The organism is Bacillus sp. FJAT-18017, from assembly GCF_001278805.1.
GTDB lineage: Bacteria > Bacillota > Bacilli > Bacillales > Cytobacillaceae > Bacillus_D.
On record NZ_CP012602.1, the window covers coordinates 185,592 to 206,716 of the forward strand.

Sequence of the window (21,125 nt, forward strand, 5' to 3'; positions counted from 1 at the left end):
CATTAGATGGTTTCTTTTTTTAGCTTTAATGGATAAGAATAGTATGACGGGGGAAAAAGAATGTTTTTTTGGGGAACATTGGTGAATGGATTATGCATCATTTTAGGAACCATAATCGGCAAATGGCTTAAGGGAATTCCGGAGGGAATGCGAACAACCGTGATGCATGGGATTGGGCTCTCTGTTATGATATTAGGCCTGCAGATGGGATTAAAAAGCGAGAATTTCCTTATAGTTATCATAAGCCTCGTTGTTGGCGCCGTTCTAGGAGAGGCATGGGCACTAGATGACAAGCTTAATAAATTGGGAAATTGGCTAGAATCAAAGCTTGGGCACGGTGAAAAGGGAAGTATATCTGAAGGGTTTGTTACAGCAACCTTAATTTTTCTAATTGGTGCCATGGCTATTATAGGTGCTCTCGACAGCGGCATCCGAGGGAACCATGATGTTTTGTATACAAAAGCCATTATTGATGGTTTTACTTCAATTATTCTTACAACAACACTTGGCATAGGTGTCATTTTTTCGGCTATTCCAGTAATGATATATCAGGGGACAATTGCCTTATTCGCAACTCAAATAAATCTTTTTGTACCTCAGGAATTGTTGGATCAATTTATTATTGAAATGACCGCAGTTGGCGGAGTAATGATTTTTGCCATTGGATTGAATTTAACTGGATTAGCAAAGATAAAAGTAGCCAATTTACTCCCTGGAATAATTGTTACAGCTTTAGCAGTGGGGGCGATATTTATTTATCACCAATTTATATAGTGGATTATAGGCAAAGGGATACCCTTTGCCTGTTTTAATAGTGGTTATTAGTTAGGGAGTCTGTTCTCTAACTTTTTCAGGTTTTGTTTTCCATTCCAATTCTGTCCATCCCATTTGGCTTGAATGCTGGCGAGAGGCAAACCCTATGCTATTCGCAATGATTTTGGCCATTTTTAATACAAGGCTGAGACGGGTATTCTGTAACACGAAAAACTCCATAAAACCGCTTACATTGACAATTCCTGTTATATGCATATCTCCTACTTCAGGCAGGTCTTTATTTACTCCTGCACCTGGCTTTACGGGACCATTGCAAATTTGCAGGACTCCGACACTTTTAAATCTCCCTAAACATGCGTCTACAGCTATAATAAAAGGGTGAAAATGCTTGGAATGGATTTCCTTTAATTTTTCTTCTAGATTTACAGCGTGAATGGGGTCATCCAAGGTGCCGTAAACGTAAAAGGACAGGGATCTTTGTTCTTCCAAGAAGGTTCCAACTAGAGGGCCTAACGAATCTCCTGTAGATCGATCTGTACCGATACAGACAATCACAACTGGGCGGCTGGCCAATAGAGGCAGATTGGAAAGCAGCCCTGCAGCAAGCTTTTCTTCGGCATTAACTTCCTCATGATGTATTCGGCTTGAAGGCAGCTTTTCGAATAGTCCTGTTGGTTTAAAATTCATAAAGCCCACTCCTTTAATGGCGCGTGCACAAACTGTCTTTGCTAAAGAATAAGAGCATTGTTTGTACCAAGTTTCTTGAATCTATATTTAAAGAATAGTATCATTATACGAATATGTTGCGTTATCTATACATACCTGAAAAATGATTTTGCTAAACAGGGTAGAAAGAAGCAGGAATGGGATAATTAAAGGATAAAAGTACTAGAGTTGAAAAACCTTTCAAATCCCACTAAAATGGGGATGTTGAGTAAATTGGTGGTGAAAATGTGGATACATTTAACAGGGTTTTAGATAAAATTAGGTCAGGACTATTAAATGAGGATACATGGGCAACATTCGGCGAAGGGGCAATCAGAATAATTCTTATCTTAATTGTCTCCGGAATCCTAATTAAGATAGTGAGGTCTGCCATTCATAAGTCATTTGAAATTAGAATGAAAATGCCACTCAGAGTCTCAGAACGGAGAGAGTCCACGCTTGTTAAGCTTCTTGATAATGTAGTAACCTATGCCATCTACTTTATAGCTTTAATGATGATCCTTTCTGCTTTAACCATTGATGTAAAAGCACTTCTTGCAGGTGCCGGGATTGTGGGGCTTGCAGTAGGATTTGGGGCGCAAAATCTCGTCAAAGATGTAATCACTGGTTTTTTCATTATATTGGAGGATCAATTTTCCGTGGGTGATCACATTCGTGTAGATATGTTTGAGGGGACAGTAGAATCCATCGGGCTCAGAACGACTAAGATTAAAAGCTGGACAGGAGAACTGCATATTCTCCCAAATGGAAGCATTAATCAAGTAACAAACTTCTCTTTGAACAATAGCTCGGCAGTTGTAGATGTCGGGATTGCATACGAGGAAGATATTGATAAAGCAGAAGCAGTCATTAAAGAACTGCTTGAGAAGATGCCAGAGCAATATGAAGACTTGGTAAAGGCGCCAGAACTTCAAGGCATCCAGAACTTTGGACCTTCTGAGGTTACATTAAGAATTGTGTTTGAAACGAAACCAATGAAACATTTTTCTATCGCAAGGATTATAAGGAAAGAAGTAAAAACAGCACTTGATCAACATGGAATTGAAATACCGTTTCCACGGCTCGTTATGTATTCTCGAAATGAGCAGGAGAGCCCAACCGGAGAAAGGGGTAAAGCCTGATGGAAGTAAAGGAATTCGGTTTGAATGATATTGTTGAGATGAAAAAACCCCATCCTTGTGGAGCTAATCGCTGGAAAATTATCCGTCTGGGCATGGATATTAGGATAAAATGTGAAGGCTGCGGCCACAGTGTTCTTATTCCTAGAAGGGAGTTTTCCCGAAAAATGAAAAAGGTGTTGGTGAAGCATGAGGAATAATCCATGCTTCTTTTTTTTATAAAAATATATTAATCTTAAAGGTATATATATTATAAGCTTTTTGGGGGTGAAGAGTTTGCTAACAGTCCATAAGTCAGCGTGCCCGTTGAATTGCTGGGATAGCTGTGGTTTCCAGGTGAAGATCGAAAATGGTAAGGTCGTTCAGATTGATGGGGATCCTGATCATCCGATCACCAAAGGGAAAATATGCGGAAGAGGAAGGACCCTTACGAAACGTATCAATGCGGAAGACCGACTTTTATATCCCTTAAAAAAGGTAAATGGGCAATTTACCCGAATTTCATGGGAAGCAGCACTAAATGAAATTGCAGCGAAAATGAAGGAAATTAAAGGCATGTATGGGCCATCGGCAGTCCTTCATACCCATGACTATGCAAATAATGGAATCATGAAAAATTTAGATCAACGTTTTTTTAATGCTTATGGCGGTGCTACCGAGCTTGTTGGCTCCCTTTGCTGGGGTGCTGGGATTGAAGCGCAAAAGTGGGACTTTGGAGACGCTCTTAGCCATGAGCCGGGAGATTTATTACACAGTAAGCATATTGTTGTATGGGGCAGGAATGCCGCGCGTACAAACCTTCATTTTTATCAAGACCTTCTTGAAGCTAAGAAAAAGGGCAGTAAAATTTATGTGATTGACCCTGTGTATAATGCAACTGCCAAAATGGCAAATGAATATATATCGGTAAAACCGGGCATGGATGGACTTCTTGCAGCAGGCATTTTAAAGGAAATGCTTCGGCTTGGCCTTGAAGACAGAAACTTTATAAATGAACACACTGCAGGATTTTTGGATATTGAAGAAATACTTTCGGGCATAACTCTTGAGAAAATTAGTGAAATGGTGGAAGTTCCAGTAGAAAGAATAACCTGGCTGGCTACTATTTATGCTGATAAACCTGTTTCTACCTATATGGGATTAGGGATGCAAAGATATAAGAATGGCGGGAATACCATACGCTGGATTGATGCATTAGTTGCGGCTAGCGGCAATATAGGTATACGGGGCGGAGGGGCTAACTACGCAAATTTACAGGTAGGCCAAAGTTTTCAGGCTGGCCGACTGTCTTTAGCGGAACGGAAAGAAGAATCCCGTCAGTTTCCAATTATGAAACAGGCAGAATTTATTCTCAAAGCACAAAATCCTCCGATAAAAATGATTATTAATACATGCGGCAACCCGGTTATTCAGGTTCCTGATTCAACTACTGTAGAGAAGGCATTTTCCCAAGTGGAAACTGTTGTAGTAATAGAGCATTTTATGACTGAAACAGCTTTGCTTGCTGACTATGTTTTACCTGCTGCTTCAGTTTTTGAAGAAGAGGATTCTTATTATGCTTCGATGTACCATCATTATGTAAACTATGCGCCAAAGCTCATCGATCCTCCTGGAGAAGCGAAATCAGATAGTTGGATTTGGACTGAATTAGCCAAACGGCTCGGTTTTGGATCCGATTTTACCTATACAACAGAACAATGGTTAGAGATGTATTTAGAACCGGTAAATAAAAACGGGCTTACCCTCACGGCTCTCAGGGAAAAGAATTTCTTTGAACTGCCTGTCGAAAAAGTGCCATGGATGGATCGGAACTTTAAAACACCATCCGGAAAATATGAGTTTACCTCTACAGTGGCTGATAATAAAGGTCTGAGCGGAAGGCTTGAGCTCTCCTATCCAGTGGAGTCGAAGTGGAATAATGAAGAATTGGCAATGAAATTTCCTTATTCATTATTGACCATTCATCCTTTACGGTCCAATCATTCTCAGCATTATCATATTTTAGAACCTGCACCTAAACTGGTTATTGAAGTTGCGGCTAATATTGCTGAAAAGCATGGATTGATACAAGGATGCAGAGCCCGTGTTTGGAATAACCGAGGAGAAGTTCACGGGATTGTTTCAATTATGCCGAAGGCCCATATGAATACAATTGTTATTGATGAAGGAATATGGAAGAAATTTGGCGGTTCAGTCAATAAGCTAACATCGAGTAGTGCTTCAGATAATGGTCAGGGCAGTACTCTCTACGATTGTCTTGTTGCTATTGAAAAAATTGATTGAGTGGAAAGGTCGCTCTTTATATTACTTGCTTTTATTTTTAATCCTGTCAGTGCTATTCAAAAAGGGTCTAAAGGGAGATGCTAGCTAACTGGCATGTTTTCTTTAGGCCTTTCTTGTCTTTTCTGGGGGATATGCCTATAATTGTGAGAGGCTTTCAACTTTAAGAATAATGATTATGTGAAAATAGATGAAGTTTAGAAGAGGAGTGGCGGAAATGGCTTTAACAGCTGGAATTGTAGGACTGCCGAATGTAGGAAAATCAACACTTTTTAATGCTATTACACAAGCCGGAGCAGAAATGGCAAATTATCCTTTTTGTACAATTGATCCCAATGTAGGAATAGTAGAAGTACCGGACGACCGTTTGAATAAGCTGACGGAACTGGTACAGCCAAAAAAGACAGTACCAACAACATTTGAATTTACAGATATCGCAGGAATTGTTAAAGGTGCTAGCAAAGGGGAAGGGCTCGGAAATAAATTCCTTTCCCATATCCGCGAAGTTGATGCCATTTGCCAGGTGGTAAGATGTTTCGCTGATGAAAATATTACTCATGTTTCTGGAAAAGTTGATCCTATTTCTGATATTGAAACTATCAACTTGGAACTTATTCTGGCTGATATGGAATCGGTTGAAAAGCGAATTTCCAGAGTTGAGAAATTAGCGAAGCAGAAGGATAAGGAAGCTGCAGCAGAGTTCGAAGTATTGTCAATGCTCCGTGATGCCTTTGAAAATGGCAAGCCAGCAAGGTCGGTAGAATTTACAGACGATCAACTGAAAATCGCCAAATTGCTTCACTTATTAACGATTAAACCAGTCCTATATGTAGCCAATGTTGGTGAGGATGATGTTGCAAATTCTGATTCCAATGAATATGTACAAAAAGTACGCGAATATGCGTCAGAAGAAAATGCAGAAGTAATCGTTATTTGTGCCAAAATTGAGTCTGAAATTGCCGAGCTCGAGGGTGAAGAAAAGGAAATGTTCCTCTCTGAACTGGGTATTGAAGAGTCCGGACTTGATCAGTTAATCCGCAAGGCCTATAATTTACTTGGTCTGGCTACTTACTTTACTGCAGGAGTGCAGGAAGTCCGTGCTTGGACATTTAGAAAGGGCATGAAAGCACCACAGTGTGCCGGAATTATCCATTCCGACTTCGAGAGAGGTTTCATTCGTGCTGAAACAGTTCACTATGATGACCTTGTTTCCTACGGATCTATGAATTCAGCCAAAGAGGCAGGGAAAGTCCGCCTTGAAGGTAAAGATTATGAAGTAAAAGACGGAGATGTCATGCATTTCCGATTTAACGTGTAAAACCCGCTCTATGCGGGTTTTTTTATTGACAATATAAATGTAATCCAACATAGAATTGTTGCGTTTTTTGAAAAACAATGTTATAATTTCTCATTGTGAGTAATTGAAAATAATTGCTCCTTGCCCATTCAGGGCCGTTTAGACCAAAAGGAGGTGACTGTGATGAGAAAGTACGAAGTTATGTACATCATCCGCCCAAACATTGAAGATGAGGCCAAGAAAGCTCTTGTTGAGCGTTTTAACACAATTCTGGCTGACAATGGTGCGGAAGTGGCTGAAGCTAAGGACTGGGGTAAGCGCCGTCTTGCTTACGAAATCAATGATTTCCGCGACGGATACTACCAAATCCTAAAGGTGAATGCTGAGCCAGCAGCGGTGGAAGAGTTTTCCCGTCTTGCAAAGATCAGCGAAGATATCATTCGCCATATTGTAATTAAAGAAGAAGTATAATCCTTTTTGATAAATGGATAGGGTGAAATGTTTCACGTGAAACATCAGCCCGAAAAGGGGAGTGGATTCTGATGATGAATCGTGTAGTCCTAGTTGGCCGCCTGACCAAAGACCCAGAATTGCGTTACACACCTAGTGGAGTTCCTGTTGCTACATTTACTCTTGCTGTTAACCGGGCTTTTTCCAACCAGCAAGGTGAAAGAGAAGCTGACTTCATAAATTGTGTTGTTTGGAGAAAGCCCGCTGAAAATGTCGCCAATTATCTTAAAAAGGGCAGCATGGCCGGTGTGGATGGAAGAATTCAAACACGCAATTATGAGGGACAAGATGGGAAAAGAGTATATGTAACAGAGGTAGTCGCTGAAAGTGTACAATTCCTCGAGCCTAGAAATTCCTCAGGTAGAAACGACAATAATGATTTCTCTGGGAATGCTCCAAGAGAACAGGGGAATCCGTTTGGAAACGGAAACGGTAATCAGAATCAGCGTTCGGCTGCTCCGAGACAGCAAGGTTATACACGTGTAGATGACGATCCGTTCGCTGGCAGCGGACAGATTGATATCTCCGATGATGACCTTCCATTCTAGAACTTAAATCGTTTTAATAGATAAAATTAAAAGTAAGGAGGGACAATCATATGGCAATGGGACGTAAAGGTGGACGCGCAAAGCGCCGCAAAGTATGTTATTTTACTGCTAATGGCATTACTCATATCGATTACAAAGATGTGGACCTGCTGAAGAAATTCATCTCTGAGCGTGGCAAAATTTTGCCTCGCCGTGTAACAGGTACAAATGCAAAGTACCAGCGTAAGCTGACAGTTGCTATTAAACGTGCTCGTTTGATGGCACTTCTTCCATACGTTTCTGGTGAATAATATATAAGACTAAGAGCAGCAGGGGATACCTTGCTGCTTTTTTTAACTGTTTGGACGCTGTGTTATAACTTAATATCTTGCTGTGTGCGAGTAAAGCACACGGAAAAATTGGAACATAGTTGGAAAGAGATACATATTGGATTAAAAATAATTAAGGCTTGGATTTCTCTTGTCCTTTTTTCCACGCAAGATGTCCCTATCATATTCTGTTGCAGAGAAATCAAGTGAAGTTCCAATATCCTCTTTGCAATCCTCACAAGGACAAAAGGAAGGCTCCTATTAATTAATCACAGGAAAAGGTACTCTACGCTTGTCTCGAGGCCGTTATTGTCTCTGGTTAGACGAGTCCATGGACCCAAGATATGGTTTGAGCACCGATTCCTGCATGGTAATGAAGAAATCCACGATTGAATGTTCCCGCCTTCTGTTTAAATCAGTTGTGATATTCCCTACTGCAACATACATACTATAAAAACCACTCTCTTTAATGATGTTGTTTAAAACACTCACCTAACAAGCTTGTTCTTTACTAAGAACGATGTTTAAGATACTATAGTGAGATGCGTTTGACTTTCACAGATGGGGATATTGGGTATAATTAGTTTATGCTGTATAATTATCTAGATGAAACTATTGTCAAGGAGCTGAAAGAATGCCGTCTTTCTTGGAAAAGCGCTCAATACGCTATCCCTTTTATGGATTACTTTGCTTAACAGCGGTGCTTCTTGGCATCCTTGCCCTGTATCTTCCGGTCATTAGTATTTTTGGTTTGCTGATCGCTGTGGGAACGCTTTATGGATTAATAAAAATAGATACTCGTCAGCGTCAGGAAATGGAGCAATATATTTCAACATTGTCGTACCGTGTTAAAAAAGTTGGCGAAGAAGCGTTAATGGAAATGCCTATTGGAATAATGCTTATCAATGATGATTTTTATATCCAATGGACTAACCCCTATCTTGCCTCCTGTTTTGATGAGGAAACGCTGGCTGGAAAATCGCTTTACGATGTAGCAGAATCATTAATTCCACTTATCAAGCAAGAAGTAGAAACAGAATTAATCACGCTGCATGACCGAAAGTTTCGAGTCATCCATAAATTAGATGAAAAGTTACTTTATTTTTTCGATGTAACTGAACAAACCGAAATTGAAAAAATGTACAAGGAAGAAAGAACAGTTATTGCAATTATCTTTCTTGATAATTACGATGAACTAACTCAAGGCCTTGAAGATCAAATGAAAAGCAGCATTAATAATCTGGTCACATCATTATTAAATAAGTGGGCGAATGACAATGAAATTTTCCTGAAGCGGATATCGTCAGAGCGCTTTATAGGGATTTTAAATGAACAAATTTTACAGCAACTAGAAAAAGGGAAGTTTACAATCCTCGATGAAATTCGGGAAACGACTGCTCGCCAAAATGTTGCCTTGACACTCAGTATTGGAATAGGGGCTGGTGTTTCTTCACTTCCTGAGCTGGGAGTATTGGCACAATCCAGTCTTGACCTTGCTCTTGGGCGAGGTGGTGACCAGGTAGCCATTAAACAGCCTAATGGCAAAGTGAAGTTTTTCGGGGGAAGAACCAATCCAATTGAAAAACGTACAAGGGTTCGGGCAAGGGTCATTTCCCATGCTTTGAAAGAATTGATGGCTGAAAGTGATAAAGTCATCGTCATGGGCCACAAATTTCCTGACATGGATTCAATGGGTTCGGCAATTGGAATTAGCAAGGTAGCTCAATTGAATCAGCGTGAAGGTTATATTGTTATTGATTATGATCAGATTGATACTAGCATCCAACGGTTAATGGATGAAATAAAACAGGATCCAGATTTATATGAACGTTTCATAACACCTGAGCAAGCTATAGATATCGCGACAAATGATACACTTCTTGTAATAGTGGATACTCATAAACCGTCACTAGTCATTGATGAGAATATTCTTGAATCAATCAGTGATGTTGTTGTAATTGACCACCATAGGCGTGGGGAAGATTTTATAAGTAATCCCTTGCTTGTATATATGGAACCTTATGCTTCTTCGACAGCGGAACTCATTACCGAACTATTGGAATACCAGCCTAAACGGGGTAAATTCAATATGATTGAAGCGACCGCTCTGCTTGCCGGAATTATAGTCGATACCAAGAGTTTTACGCTTAGAACCGGAGCAAGGACCTTTGATGCAGCTTCCTACTTGCGTTCATTAGGCGCTGATACAGTACTTGTTCAAAAGTTTATGAAGGAAGATGTCGAAACGTATATTAAGAGAGCAAAGCTGATTGAATCGGTTTATTTTTATAAAATGGGTCTTGCTATTGCAAAAGGCAAGGAAGACGAAGTATATGATCAGGTTATGCTTGCCCAGGCTGCCGATACTTTATTGGCAATGGATGGAGTCTCCGCGTCATTTTCCTTATCCTACCGGGATGATGGGAAAATCGGTATCAGTGCACGTTCGTTAGGCGAGGTAAATGTCCAGGTAATTATGGAAAGTATGGGTGGAGGCGGCCACTTAACGAATGCGGCAACACAGATACCTGGCATTAGCATAACTGAGGCTGAGGAGAGGCTTCAGCAGGCGATAGATGATTATTTAGAAGGAGGAAAAAGGGAATGAAGGTTATTTTCTTAAAAGATGTAAAAGGGAAAGGGAAAAAAGGAGAAATAAAAAATGTTGCTGATGGCTATGCACATAATTTTCTGTTGAAACAGGGTTTGGCTGCTGAAGCTAATGCAGCAAACATGAGTACACTTGAAGCCCAGAAAAAGAAACAGGCTAACGCAGCTGCAACAGAGCTTGCGGAAGCGAAAAAGCTAAAGGAAACAATCGAGAAAATAACAGTTGAATTAACCGCTAAATCCGGAGAAGGCGGCCGTTTATTTGGTTCTATCACAACCAAGCAAATTGCTGAAGAGCTCCAGAAAAAGCATAATATCAAACTAGATAAACGGAAAATGGAACTTGACGATGCTATCAGAACATTGGGCCACACGAAGGTTCCGGTTAAGCTCCACCAGGAAGTAATTGCTTCATTGGACGTACATGTAAAAGAAGGAAACTAAAAATTTGAAGTAGATTTAAATGATAAACATGTTAAGATAATAGAGTAGAAAAGAAAATGTGATCGGCCCAGCTGGTCACATTTTTTCGCGATTTTTAAAAGGCTGATAGGAAAGTATAACTTTGAAGGACTCGCCAAGTGGCGGGTTTTCTAAGTTTTTCTTTATGACAGGGGGTTTAAATCGATGAATGATGTATTTGCGGACCGGATGCCGCCTCAAAATATAGAAGCTGAACAAGCGGTACTGGGCGCCATCTTTCTGGAACCTGCCTCTCTAACTCTTGCTACTGAAATTCTTATCCCTGAAGACTTCTACAGAGCATCGCACCAGAAGATATTTAATATGATGCTTAAATTGAATGACCAGGGAAAAGCAGTTGATTTAGTAACTGTAACCGAGGAGCTTGCGGCAGCAAAACTGCTTGAGGATACAGGCGGGGTCAGCTATTTGAGCGAACTGGCAAGTTCTGTTCCGACAGCAGCCAATATAGAATATTACGCTAAGATAGTTGAGGAAAAGTCATTGCTTCGCCGGTTGATCCGTACTGCAACAGAAATTGCCCAGAATGGATACACCCGCGAGGATGAAGTTGATACACTGCTTTCCGAGGCGGAAAAAAGCATAATGGAAGTTTCCCAGCGTAAGGGCGGAGGAGCTTTTCATCTTATAAAAGACGTACTTGTACGAACCTATGATAATATAGAATCCATGCATAACAGGAAAGGTGATATTACTGGGATTGAAACTGGCTTCCGTGAGCTGGACCGAATGACGGCAGGTTTTCAGCGCAACGATCTTATTATCGTAGGGGCCCGTCCATCAGTTGGTAAAACAGCCTTCGCCCTGAATATATCACAGAATGTTGCGACCAAGACTGGTGAAAATGTCGCTATTTTCAGCCTTGAGATGGGAGCGGAACAGCTTGTCATGAGGATGCTTTGTGCTGAAGGGAATATTGATGCGCAAAGGCTCAGGACTGGCTCGCTTACTGATGAAGACTGGGGCAAATTGACCATGGCAATGGGAAGCCTTTCAAGGGCAGGTATTTTTATTGATGATACCCCTGGTGTCCGGGTTGCGGATATAAGGGCCAAATGCAGAAGGCTAAAACAGGAACATGGGCTTGGTATGATTTTGATTGACTATCTTCAATTGATTTTGGGAAGTGGCAGGAGCGGCGAAAACCGACAGCAGGAGGTTTCTGAAATTTCCCGTTCCCTTAAACAGCTTGCCCGTGAGCTCCAGGTTCCAGTTATCGCGCTATCTCAGTTGTCCCGTGGCGTGGAACAGCGCCAGGATAAACGTCCGATGATGTCAGATATTCGTGAATCGGGAAGTATCGAGCAGGATGCTGATATAGTAGCTTTCCTATACAGGGATGACTATTACGATAAGGAAACAGAAAATAAGAACATCATAGAAATTATAATAGCCAAGCAAAGGAATGGCCCCACAGGAACTGTTCAGCTGGCGTTTGTTAAAGAGTACAACAAGTTTGTTAACCTGGAAACTAGATACGGTGATTCGGGAGTACCTCCTGGAGCATAAAGAGAGCCCACCATGTACGGTGGGTTTTTTTGTATACCAAAAAGGCTTTTAATCATCGGTGCCCAGCATTTAGCTGAAAGTCAACTTGTATTCTATTAATGGATGATTGGGCCTTTTTAATTTATATAGGAAGATTCTATAAAGAATCTATAAGTATATTTTACTATTTTACGAACTTATTAGGGTGGTTTTTTAAAAAACGTTCGGATTTTATTGACTTTCATACAGTAAAATTGATAAGATTGGATAGGATTAAAGTGAAATAAAAAAAGCACATACGGAGGTGCCTGTATGTCATCAGTTGTTGTGGTAGGTACGCAATGGGGTGATGAGGGAAAGGGAAAGATTACCGATTTTCTCTCGGAAAATGCTGAAGTTATTGCCCGCTATCAAGGTGGAAATAACGCTGGCCATACAATTAAGTTCAATGGGGTTACTTATAAGCTTCATTTGATTCCATCTGGTATTTTTTATAGTGAAAAGATGTGTGTAATAGGCAATGGAATGGTAGTTGATCCAAAGGCACTCGTGAAAGAGCTTGCCTATTTGCATGGTGAAGGGGTCTCCACTGATAATCTGCGCATAAGCAACCGTGCACATGTGATCCTTCCATATCATTTGAAATTGGATGAGGTTGAGGAAGAAAGCAAAGGGGCCAATAAAATCGGGACCACAAAGAAGGGAATTGGCCCGGCTTATATGGATAAGGCAGCCAGAATAGGCATCAGGATTGCTGATTTGCTGGACCGTGAAGCTTTTGAAGAAAAGCTGACCAGGAACCTACAAGAGAAAAATCGCCTCTTTGAAAAAATATACGAAACTGCTGGCTTTACCGTAGAAGAAATTTTTGAAGAATATTATGATTACGGCCAGCAGATTAAAAAATATGTATGCGACACGTCCGTTGTCCTCAACGATGCACTCGATGATGGTCGCCGTGTTCTTTTCGAGGGAGCACAAGGGGTTATGCTTGATATCGATCAGGGAACATATCCGTTTGTAACTTCCTCAAATCCAGTAGCTGGCGGCGTGACGATTGGTTCAGGAGTTGGACCGACAAAGATTACGAATGTGGTCGGAGTTTCTAAAGCCTATACGACTCGTGTAGGAGATGGCCCGTTCCCGACAGAACTGAATAATGAAATAGGCGACCGTATTAGGGAAGTGGGACGTGAGTATGGTACCACAACGGGAAGACCGCGCAGGGTTGGCTGGTTTGACAGCGTCGTTGTACGCCATGCCAGACGTGTAAGTGGGATTACCGACCTTTCCCTTAACTCAATTGACGTACTGACCGGCTTGAAGACCGTAAAAATTTGCTCTGCTTACCGGTACAAGGGAGAAATCATTGAAGAGTTTCCAGCGAGCCTGAAGGTTCTTGCGGAGTGCGAGCCGGTATACGAAGAATTTCCGGGCTGGGAAGATGATATTACAGGCTGTAAAACGCTGGGTGACCTGCCTGAGAATGCCCGCCATTATTTAGAGCGTCTCTCACAGCTTACCGGTATACCGTTATCCATTTTTTCTGTTGGCCCTGACCGTTCACAAACGAATGTTGTCAGAAGTCCTTGGAGAACAAGCATTTAGGCTAATTGGTGGCACCTTTCCCAATAAGGGAATGGTGCCACACGTTTAATGTTTAAGTAATGGAGAAAAGGGAAATGAAAGAAGGTTTAATGGATTAATGATATTCAGAATAAAATATAGTAAAAACTACTTGCAACATATTTAGTGTTTATGCTATTATAAAAAACGTCGCAACTGGCAAATTGTTGTTCAGTTGGAAGAATAGTAATATGAGCCATTAGCTCAGTTGTTAGAGCAACGAGCAAAGCATCCACGAATGTACTGCGAGTTGCGAGGAAGAACGAGAGTTCTTTCGAGCATCTGACTTTTACAAACCTTGTTGTAGGGTAGCATCTTAATAAGAGCCATTAGCTCAGTTGGTAGAGCATCTGACTTTTAATCAGAGGGTCGAAGGTTCGAGTCCTTCATGGCTCACCATTTTCTGGTAATTGGCCCCTTGGTCAAGCGGTTAAGACACCGCCCTTTCACGGCGGTAACACGGGTTCGAATCCCGTAGGGGTCATGTTTTGTGGTCTGGTAGTTCAGTTGGTTAGAATGCCTGCCTGTCACGCAGGAGGTCGCGGGTTCGAGTCCCGTCCAGACCGCCATTTTATAAATGGTATACATAATAAGTTTTATTAGTTTTAAATAGGCTCGGTAGCTCAGTCGGTAGAGCAAAGGACTGAAAATCCTTGTGTCGGCGGTTCGATTCCGTCCCGCGCCATATAATGTGAAACACGGATAAAGGGAGCAGAAATTCTGCTCCCTTTATTTTTATGGAATTTTGCACAATTGTAATGAATTTGTAATAAAGAACCACTTATTTCCCAACATTGTTTCTAAATAATGTCGAAAAGTCTTTTTAACTATGAAAATAGTCGAAACTTCCAAAAAACGCGATATCATAGGCTTTTATGCCTATGATTTTTATACTGGAGCTTTAAATCACGCATAAAACCTTCTAAAATACTTCACCTAATTCCCTGAAAATGTAAGCAATTATACAATTATATTACATTATTTTTACTTTTATTCTTTAAAAATATTTTTATGGTAAAGTATAGAAGTGTGAAAAAACAAAAATTTCCCAATGAAGATAATTAGAATCATAGTTGTGTTCTCGTCGTTTAGGGAGGAAAAGGGAATGGCCGTTATGTCCAAAAAACGCTTTACGCTTACAAGCAAAAAAATGAAATTGTCTAAAATAATTATCGCTTTACTAGCTGCATCAGCATTTGCTTTTTCTACAAATCAAGTTGTTGAAGCAAAGTCCGAACTAACGACAGTATACTATGTATATTTGGATGATACATATATTGGAACAGTTACAGATAAAGAAATAGTTGAAGACATCGTTGATAAAGAAATTAAGCAAATGGAACAGGCTAATAAAAACCTTACATATACAATTAGCTCGGAGATTACTTATATTCCAGAACAAGTTTTTAGATCTACTGCAAATAACCAGCAGGCGGCCAAAAAGCTTTCCGAAGAGCTTGAAGTAGAGGTAGAGTCCGCTGCCATCGTAATCAATGGAAATCCTGTTGTTCATCTCAACAGCAAGCTAGAGGCCGAAGAGGTCATAAATCAATTGAAACTTCAGTATGTGACACCTAAACAATTAAAGGAACTTGAAGATAGGAAAAGCAAACCTTCAATTGTTCTTCCCGCACTAAAAGAAAATCAAACTCGAATTGTTGATATTCGACTTACTGAAAATGTAAACATTGAAGAGATGACGACTGTGCCCAAGAATATTCTAAGCCCTAAACAAGCGTTGAAGTTTTTGCAGAAGGGAACACTGGTAGAAAAGAAATATACAGTTAAAGATGGGGATGTGCTCGGGTCAATAGCAGAAGGAGCAAACCTCACCACTGCTCAATTAATAGCTCTTAACCCAGGAATGAAAGAAACGTCATTGATTAAAGCCGGCCAGAAACTTTCTATTACAGTTCCAAAACCATATCTTGAAGTTGTTGTTGAAAAAGAAGTATTTAAAAAAGAAACTATTTCTTTTAAAACTAAAATTGTTAATGATCCTTCAATGTTCAAAGGTGAAAAGAAGGTAAAACAAAAAGGGAAAAATGGTGCGCGGAGTGTCCTATACACTGTTTCTGAACAAAATGGAAAAGTGACAAAGAAAACTGTAGCAAAAGAAACCATAACAACTAAACCTGCCGAACACATTATTGTAAGGGGAACGAAGGTTGTCCCATCCCGCGGGGAAGGTTCATTTGTATGGCCAGCTTCAGGAGGATATGTATCAAGCCAGGTAGGCTATCGATGGGGAAAGATGCATAAGGGGATTGATATTGCCCGTCCTTCTAACTACACAATTAAGGCCGCGGATAATGGAACTGTTGTTCAAGCTGGCTGGGATGGAGCATATGGCAATAAGATCGTAATTGATCATAACAATGGATTCCGTACTGTCTATGCTCATCTTTCATCAATTGATGTAAACGTTGGGCAGACTGTAGCAAGAGGCGCGAAAATTGGAAATATGGGTTCTACAGGTGACTCCACAGGTATCCATCTGCATTTTGAAGTTTATAAGAATGGCAGCTTGCAAAATGCAATGAATTATTTGAAATGATAAAAGTTTGGAAAGCCCCCGGCACACGTCGGGGGCTTTTTGGAATAACACCCTGATAATCCCCTTGTCGCCAATTCCTTCTAATAGGTGATTTATAGAGTGCAAAATGGTAAAGTAAAGTAGTATAAGTGTGTATTAGAGATAGAGATACAGGTAGGAAAGGAGTTTTGGGATGGATAAGAAAATTTTGGTTGTAGATGATGAAAAACCAATTGCTGATATACTTCAATTTAATTTAAAAAAAGAGGGCTATACCGTTTATTGTGCGTATGATGGCAACGAAGCCATCGAAATGGTGGAAGAATTCCAGCCTGACCTAATCCTTCTTGACATTATGCTTCCGCTTCGTGATGGGATGGAGGTTTGCAGGGAAGTCAGGAAAAAACACGAAATGCCAATTATCATGCTGACGGCAAAAGATTCGGAAATTGATAAAGTCCTTGGACTTGAACTTGGGGCGGATGATTACGTCACAAAGCCGTTCAGTACTCGAGAACTAATTGCCAGAGTTAAGGCGAATTTGAGGCGTCACCAACTTCCTATAGGACAGGCAGCTGAAGGAGCTACAAACGAAATTGAAATTGGATCTTTAACTATCCACCCGGATGCGTATGTCGTTTCTAAACGGGGGGAAACTATCGAATTGACACACCGTGAGTTTGAACTTCTCCATTATCTTGCCAAGCATATTGGACAAGTCATGACTAGGGAACATCTTCTGCAAACTGTTTGGGGATATGATTATTATGGTGATGTCCGAACAGTGGATGTGACTGTAAGGAGGCTTAGGGAGAAGATCGAGGATAACCCTAGCCACCCTGCCTGGATTGTGACGAGAAGAGGAGTAGGCTATTACTTGCGAAATCCAGATCAGGAGTAAACATCTTCATGAGAAGAGTCGGTTTTTTTAAATCAATAACATTAAAACTAGTTTTAATGTATATATTGCTTATTTTAGTAGCAGGCCAAATTATCGGCGTATATTTCGTAAGACAGTTGGAAGAAACACTGACTACCAACTTCCAAACCTCGCTCAAAGGCCAGGTGAATATGCTTGGCTACAATCTTGTCGAGCAAATGGAAAAGGAGCGTTTGCCTGAGGATCCCACTCTGGAGGAAGACGTAAGGAAAATACTTCGTGACTTTGTTGCGGCAGACGATATTACTGAGGCGATGCTAATTGATGCTTCCCTTAAAATTATTGGTACATCTGAGTCAGACCAAAATGTTGTTGGACAGCGGACAACAGAATTAAGAATTAAACGCGCGCTGTTACTTGAAGAAGAACAAAGTGAAATTCTTATTGACAGTAATGGCCACAGGATTTGGGTTTTGGCATATCCTGTTAAATCAGATGGAAAGACAATCGCGGCCATTCACATAGAAGCAAATATTGAATCCGTTTTTGAGCAAATGAGTATGATCAATAATATCCTGGCTACAGGTACTGCGATTGCACTCGGTATTACTGCCGTCCTTGGCACATTGCTTGCCCAAACCATTACTCGGCCGATTACTGACATGAAGAAACAGGCTCTTGCTATGGCAAAGGGAAATTTTTCAAGGAAAGTTAAAGTATATGGCTATGATGAAATAGGTACGCTTGCGATGACCTTCAATAACTTAACTAAAAAGCTCCAGGAAGCCCAGGCAACTACGGAAGGGGAAAGAAGAAAACTGTCTTCGGTCCTTTCGTATATGACAGATGGTGTTATCGCAACTGACCGGAGAGGCAGAGTAATCGTAATTAATGAGCCGGCAGCAAAAATGCTTGGTGTTTCACGTGAAACAGTTTTATCTGAGCCTATTGTTTCGCTTTTGGATTTGGATGATGTGTATACGTTTGAAGAATTGCTTGAAATAAACGACTCTATTATTCTCGATTACAGCACGAAGCACAATCCTTACATCCTGAGAGCAAACCTGTCAGTTATCCAAAAAGAAACTGGCTTTGTAAATGGCTTAATAACAGTGTTGCATGATATTACTGAACAGGAAAAAATTGATGCTGAACGCAGGGAGTTTGTGGCCAATGTGTCCCACGAACTCAGGACTCCGCTAACAACGATGAGGAGTTATCTTGAAGCACTTGCCGACGGAGTCATGAATGATCCTGAAGTTGGTCCACAGTTTTTGAATGTTGCTCAAACTGAAACTGAGCGAATGATCCGGCTTGTTAATGACCTTCTCCAGCTTTCAAAAATGGACAGCAGGGACTACCGGCTTTCAAAAGAATGGGTTGATTTCACTAAATTCTTTAACAGAATTATTGACAGATTTGAAATGACAAAGGAAGAAAATGTTCAATTTACTAGAATCCTCCCCAGGAAATCTCTTTTTGTAGAGATTGATGTGGACAAGCTTACGCAGGTTCTTGATAATATCATTTCCAATGCACTGAAATATTCTCCTGAAGGTGGAGAAGTAACCTTTACGGTGGTAGAGGAAGAGGGGAAAATTACGGTTAGTATCAAAGACGAAGGTATAGGGATTCCAAAGGACAATATCGGAAAAGTATTTGATCGTTTTTATCGTGTAGACAAGGCGAGGACAAGGAAGTTGGGAGGTACCGGACTTGGGCTGGCTATCGCCAAGGAAATGATCATGGCGCACGGTGGAACAATTTGGGCAGCAAGTGAGGAAGGAAAAGGTACGCAAATTATTTTAACGCTTCCTTATGAGCCCTCTGAAGAGGTTGACTGGTCATGAAGTTTGAAACAATAAAATCTATTTTACTTACCGTACTAGTCTTGTTAAGCTTTGGATTAACCTGGGTCCTTTGGACGTACCAACCCCAATTAGACCCACTCGTGAGCGGAAAATTGGTAGAAGAAGTTGAGATGGGCGATAAGAAGGAAATACCGAGTATAATTAAGCCTGACCGAATCCTTTATCACGAAAAGGACCAACATTATGGAACAACCGAAGTAGATAAAGTGATGAAGGAAATGTCAGACTGGGTATTTTTTGATGTCGAAAATTTTACAGAGCAATCTGGTAATTTCAAACAGGCTGTTCATGGACCCGGTAAGGTTGAACTGGTTTTTCCACATGAAGTACCGATTGAGCTTTTCAGAAATGTCCTTGAATTTGAGGAAAAAAGAATTCCATCTTTTCAATTTGACAGAATTGTAATTGATATGACAAGTCTGAAAAGGGATCGTGGCAGAGTCTACTTTGCTAACGTAACAAATCAGCAAATTTATGTCAGTTATATTTCCACTTCTTTTCTGAAGCAATTTAACGAGGAATTTGTTAAAAATGCTGATCAATACTCATCGTATTTTGCCTATAATGCCGGGGCAAAGCGACGAATATTTTTACCTGAACATGAAATTGAAATGATGCAATATAAATATTTGCCTATGAACCTTAACTCCGAAAATTTCAAAAAGGCACTATTTAAGGATCCAAATCTTGTTCTGAAAAGTTTTGTGGGAAATGGGGAAGAATTTACAGATGACTCCAGCAAAATGAATATCTATACGAATGACAATTATCTTGTTTTTGTAAATCCCTCCGAAGACAATGGATATATATCAGGGGCAGCCAATCTATTAAAAAGGAGCATTGATTTTATCAATCAGCATAGCGGTTGGACTGACCCTTACCGATTCGTCAACATGGATGAAAACAGCCAGGAAGTCACTTTTCGTATGTATAGTATGGACGGATACCCTGTTTTTAATAGTAAGGGCCTTTCAGAAATATTCCAGGCTTGGGGCAGAAATGAAATAACAAGATTTAAGAGGCCGACTTTATCAATGGAACTTCCATTGGAATTTACGAAAGTGATTAGGCCCTCGGGCAGGGATGTAATTGAATACCTGGAAAGCAAGGAACATTTCAAGCCAGAAATGCTTGAGAATCTTGTTCTTGGCTACAGGATGGAAAGGGACCCCCAATCACAAAGACTTATTATCTTAGAGCCGGCTTGGTTCTACCTTTACAATAATTCATGGGAGGAAATTTCCACGGATGAGTTAGGGGGTATCAAGCGTGGATTGGAATAGAATAAAAACTATTTTTATCATTACTTTCCTTATCCTTGATGTATATCTCTTGTCTCAGTTTTTAATTAAACGAGATACCAGCCAGTATGAGGTAAGAAAAGAAGCGACAATTGAGGAGCAATTGAAAGCTGATGAGATAGAGATTACATTTGATTTGCCAAAGGCTTCTATCAAGGATCAATATGTAAGTGCACGTCCAAAGAATTTCACGGAAAAAGAGACAAAGAGCCTCAAAAATCAGACTGTGGAAGTTAACCAAAAAACGGTGCTTTTATCAAATCTGGATAAACCATACCAGATTGATACGGATTTTGAGCCTGTTTCATTGGCTGGTTTTATTGCTGAGAATGTTCTCTATGGCAGTGAGTATCAGTTTTGGGAGAAAGACGAGCAGGAAAAGACAATTACGTATTTTCAAACCTATGAAAATAAATTTTTTTACCAAAATATCAATGGAATGCTAGTATTTCATTTAAATGATAAAAACCAAATTGTTTCCTATGAGCAAACACTTTTGGAGGATATAAAGAAATACGATGATTCAAAAGAGGAAGTCTTTAAGCCATTAGAGGCAATTGAAATACTTCATCAGCGCGGAATGCTGGAACCGAAATCGAAAATCACCAGCGCTGAGCTAGGCTATTCCACAATTGTTCCGCTTGCGTCTTCACAGGTGTTTGCACCGACATGGAGATTTGAGGTTAATAATGAGGAAAGCTTATATGTGAATGCCTTTGAAGGGCAAGTAATTGAATTTGACATTGGCGAAAATGAAGTAACGGAGTGA

Annotated in this window: 18 protein-coding genes and 4 tRNA genes; 21 read left to right on the forward strand and 1 reads right to left on the reverse strand. The window is 40.4% G+C overall.

The window, feature by feature from the left end; all coding sequences use genetic code 11:
* The first annotated feature begins 60 nt into the window (after window positions 1-60).
* On the forward strand, window positions 61-774 hold the full coding sequence (locus AM500_RS00975) for a DUF554 domain-containing protein (RefSeq protein WP_053597530.1): 714 nt from the start codon (window positions 61-63) through the stop codon (window positions 772-774).
* A 51-nt stretch (window positions 775-825) separates the two neighbouring features.
* Here the strand turns inward: AM500_RS00975 and yyaC are convergent, their stop codons facing one another.
* Window positions 826-1,461, reverse strand: a complete 636-nt coding sequence (gene yyaC / locus AM500_RS00980) for a spore protease YyaC (protein WP_053597531.1) — start codon at window positions 1,459-1,461, stop codon at window positions 826-828.
* 266 nt (window positions 1,462-1,727) lie between these two features.
* On the opposite strand from yyaC, the gene AM500_RS00985 reads away from it, so the two are divergent.
* From AM500_RS00985 to AM500_RS01080, 20 genes are all read left to right on the forward strand, one after another.
* Window positions 1,728-2,621 carry a mechanosensitive ion channel family protein gene (locus AM500_RS00985; RefSeq protein ID WP_053597532.1) on the forward strand — a complete coding sequence of 298 codons (894 nt, stop codon included), beginning with the start codon at window positions 1,728-1,730 and terminating at the stop codon, window positions 2,619-2,621.
* Window positions 2,621-2,818, forward strand: coding sequence for a DUF951 domain-containing protein (locus tag AM500_RS00990; protein ID WP_043934273.1), 198 nt, complete (start codon window positions 2,621-2,623; stop codon window positions 2,816-2,818). Before AM500_RS00985 ends, AM500_RS00990 begins: the two co-directional genes overlap by 1 nt.
* Before the next feature lie 76 nt (window positions 2,819-2,894).
* Complete coding sequence (locus AM500_RS00995; RefSeq protein WP_053597533.1) at window positions 2,895-4,901, forward strand: molybdopterin-dependent oxidoreductase; 2,007 nt, start codon at window positions 2,895-2,897, stop codon at window positions 4,899-4,901.
* A gap of 214 nt (window positions 4,902-5,115) precedes the next feature.
* Complete coding sequence (ychF, locus tag AM500_RS01000; RefSeq protein WP_053597534.1) at window positions 5,116-6,216, forward strand: redox-regulated ATPase YchF; 1,101 nt, start codon at window positions 5,116-5,118, stop codon at window positions 6,214-6,216.
* Between the two features lie 162 nt (window positions 6,217-6,378).
* On the forward strand, window positions 6,379-6,666 hold the full coding sequence (rpsF, locus tag AM500_RS01005) for a 30S ribosomal protein S6 (RefSeq protein ID WP_053597535.1): 288 nt from the start codon (window positions 6,379-6,381) through the stop codon (window positions 6,664-6,666).
* 71 nt (window positions 6,667-6,737) lie between these two features.
* Window positions 6,738-7,253: a single-stranded DNA-binding protein gene (gene ssb, locus AM500_RS01010; RefSeq protein ID WP_043934269.1), complete on the forward strand. Its 516-nt coding sequence runs from the start codon at window positions 6,738-6,740 to the stop codon at window positions 7,251-7,253.
* A gap of 50 nt (window positions 7,254-7,303) precedes the next feature.
* The gene (gene rpsR / locus AM500_RS01015; protein WP_043934268.1) at window positions 7,304-7,543 is read left to right on the forward strand and encodes a 30S ribosomal protein S18; all 240 of its coding nucleotides are present in this window, start codon (window positions 7,304-7,306) and stop codon (window positions 7,541-7,543) included.
* Between the two features lie 652 nt (window positions 7,544-8,195).
* Window positions 8,196-10,169, forward strand: a complete 1,974-nt coding sequence (locus AM500_RS01020) for a DHH family phosphoesterase (protein ID WP_053597536.1) — start codon at window positions 8,196-8,198, stop codon at window positions 10,167-10,169.
* Window positions 10,166-10,615, forward strand: a complete 450-nt coding sequence (gene rplI, locus AM500_RS01025; RefSeq protein WP_053597537.1) for a 50S ribosomal protein L9 — start codon at window positions 10,166-10,168, stop codon at window positions 10,613-10,615. Before AM500_RS01020 ends, rplI begins: the two co-directional genes overlap by 4 nt.
* Before the next feature lie 183 nt (window positions 10,616-10,798).
* The gene (gene dnaB / locus AM500_RS01030) at window positions 10,799-12,163 is read left to right on the forward strand and encodes a replicative DNA helicase (protein WP_043934265.1); all 1,365 of its coding nucleotides are present in this window, start codon (window positions 10,799-10,801) and stop codon (window positions 12,161-12,163) included.
* A 291-nt stretch (window positions 12,164-12,454) separates the two neighbouring features.
* Complete coding sequence (locus tag AM500_RS01035; protein ID WP_053597538.1) at window positions 12,455-13,750, forward strand: adenylosuccinate synthase; 1,296 nt, start codon at window positions 12,455-12,457, stop codon at window positions 13,748-13,750.
* A 341-nt stretch (window positions 13,751-14,091) separates the two neighbouring features.
* Window positions 14,092-14,167 (forward strand) — tRNA-Lys (locus AM500_RS01040).
* A gap of 13 nt (window positions 14,168-14,180) precedes the next feature.
* Window positions 14,181-14,252, forward strand: a tRNA-Glu gene (locus AM500_RS01045).
* 8 nt (window positions 14,253-14,260) lie between these two features.
* Window positions 14,261-14,337: transfer RNA gene (locus AM500_RS01050), tRNA-Asp, on the forward strand.
* 43 nt (window positions 14,338-14,380) lie between these two features.
* Window positions 14,381-14,453 (forward strand) — tRNA-Phe (locus tag AM500_RS01055).
* 420 nt (window positions 14,454-14,873) lie between these two features.
* Window positions 14,874-16,325: a M23 family metallopeptidase gene (locus AM500_RS01060; protein ID WP_231688086.1), complete on the forward strand. Its 1,452-nt coding sequence runs from the start codon at window positions 14,874-14,876 to the stop codon at window positions 16,323-16,325.
* A 172-nt stretch (window positions 16,326-16,497) separates the two neighbouring features.
* Window positions 16,498-17,205: a response regulator YycF gene (yycF, locus tag AM500_RS01065; RefSeq protein ID WP_043930277.1), complete on the forward strand. Its 708-nt coding sequence runs from the start codon at window positions 16,498-16,500 to the stop codon at window positions 17,203-17,205.
* 8 nt (window positions 17,206-17,213) lie between these two features.
* Window positions 17,214-19,034: a cell wall metabolism sensor histidine kinase WalK gene (gene walK, locus AM500_RS01070; RefSeq protein WP_053597539.1), complete on the forward strand. Its 1,821-nt coding sequence runs from the start codon at window positions 17,214-17,216 to the stop codon at window positions 19,032-19,034.
* The gene (locus tag AM500_RS01075; protein ID WP_053597540.1) at window positions 19,031-20,338 is read left to right on the forward strand and encodes a YycH family regulatory protein; all 1,308 of its coding nucleotides are present in this window, start codon (window positions 19,031-19,033) and stop codon (window positions 20,336-20,338) included. Before walK ends, AM500_RS01075 begins: the two co-directional genes overlap by 4 nt.
* Window positions 20,325-21,125 (forward strand): two-component system regulatory protein YycI, encoded by an 801-nt coding sequence (locus AM500_RS01080; RefSeq protein WP_053597541.1) that lies wholly within the window; start codon window positions 20,325-20,327, stop codon window positions 21,123-21,125. Before AM500_RS01075 ends, AM500_RS01080 begins: the two co-directional genes overlap by 14 nt.

What these genes read in the sequence shown, in the direction of transcription:
- ssb (WP_043934269.1), top strand. Translation starts at nt 6,738, where the DNA reads ATGATGAATCGTGTAGTCCTAGTTGGCCGCCTGACCAAAGACCCAGAA.
- rplI (WP_053597537.1), top strand. Translation starts at nt 10,166, where the DNA reads ATGAAGGTTATTTTCTTAAAAGATGTAAAAGGGAAAGGGAAAAAAGGA.
- walK (WP_053597539.1), top strand. Translation starts at nt 17,214, where the DNA reads ATGAGAAGAGTCGGTTTTTTTAAATCAATAACATTAAAACTAGTTTTA.
- AM500_RS01060 (WP_231688086.1), top strand. Translation starts at nt 14,874, where the DNA reads ATGGCCGTTATGTCCAAAAAACGCTTTACGCTTACAAGCAAAAAAATG.
- yycF (WP_043930277.1), top strand. Translation starts at nt 16,498, where the DNA reads ATGGATAAGAAAATTTTGGTTGTAGATGATGAAAAACCAATTGCTGAT.
- yyaC (WP_053597531.1), bottom strand. Translation starts at nt 1,461, where the DNA reads ATGAATTTTAAACCAACAGGACTATTCGAAAAGCTGCCTTCAAGCCGA.
- dnaB (WP_043934265.1), top strand. Translation starts at nt 10,799, where the DNA reads ATGAATGATGTATTTGCGGACCGGATGCCGCCTCAAAATATAGAAGCT.
- AM500_RS01035 (WP_053597538.1), top strand. Translation starts at nt 12,455, where the DNA reads ATGTCATCAGTTGTTGTGGTAGGTACGCAATGGGGTGATGAGGGAAAG.
- rpsR (WP_043934268.1), top strand. Translation starts at nt 7,304, where the DNA reads ATGGCAATGGGACGTAAAGGTGGACGCGCAAAGCGCCGCAAAGTATGT.
- AM500_RS01075 (WP_053597540.1), top strand. Translation starts at nt 19,031, where the DNA reads ATGAAGTTTGAAACAATAAAATCTATTTTACTTACCGTACTAGTCTTG.
- rpsF (WP_053597535.1), top strand. Translation starts at nt 6,379, where the DNA reads ATGAGAAAGTACGAAGTTATGTACATCATCCGCCCAAACATTGAAGAT.
- AM500_RS01020 (WP_053597536.1), top strand. Translation starts at nt 8,196, where the DNA reads ATGCCGTCTTTCTTGGAAAAGCGCTCAATACGCTATCCCTTTTATGGA.
- ychF (WP_053597534.1), top strand. Translation starts at nt 5,116, where the DNA reads ATGGCTTTAACAGCTGGAATTGTAGGACTGCCGAATGTAGGAAAATCA.
- AM500_RS00975 (WP_053597530.1), top strand. Translation starts at nt 61, where the DNA reads ATGTTTTTTTGGGGAACATTGGTGAATGGATTATGCATCATTTTAGGA.
- AM500_RS00990 (WP_043934273.1), top strand. Translation starts at nt 2,621, where the DNA reads ATGGAAGTAAAGGAATTCGGTTTGAATGATATTGTTGAGATGAAAAAA.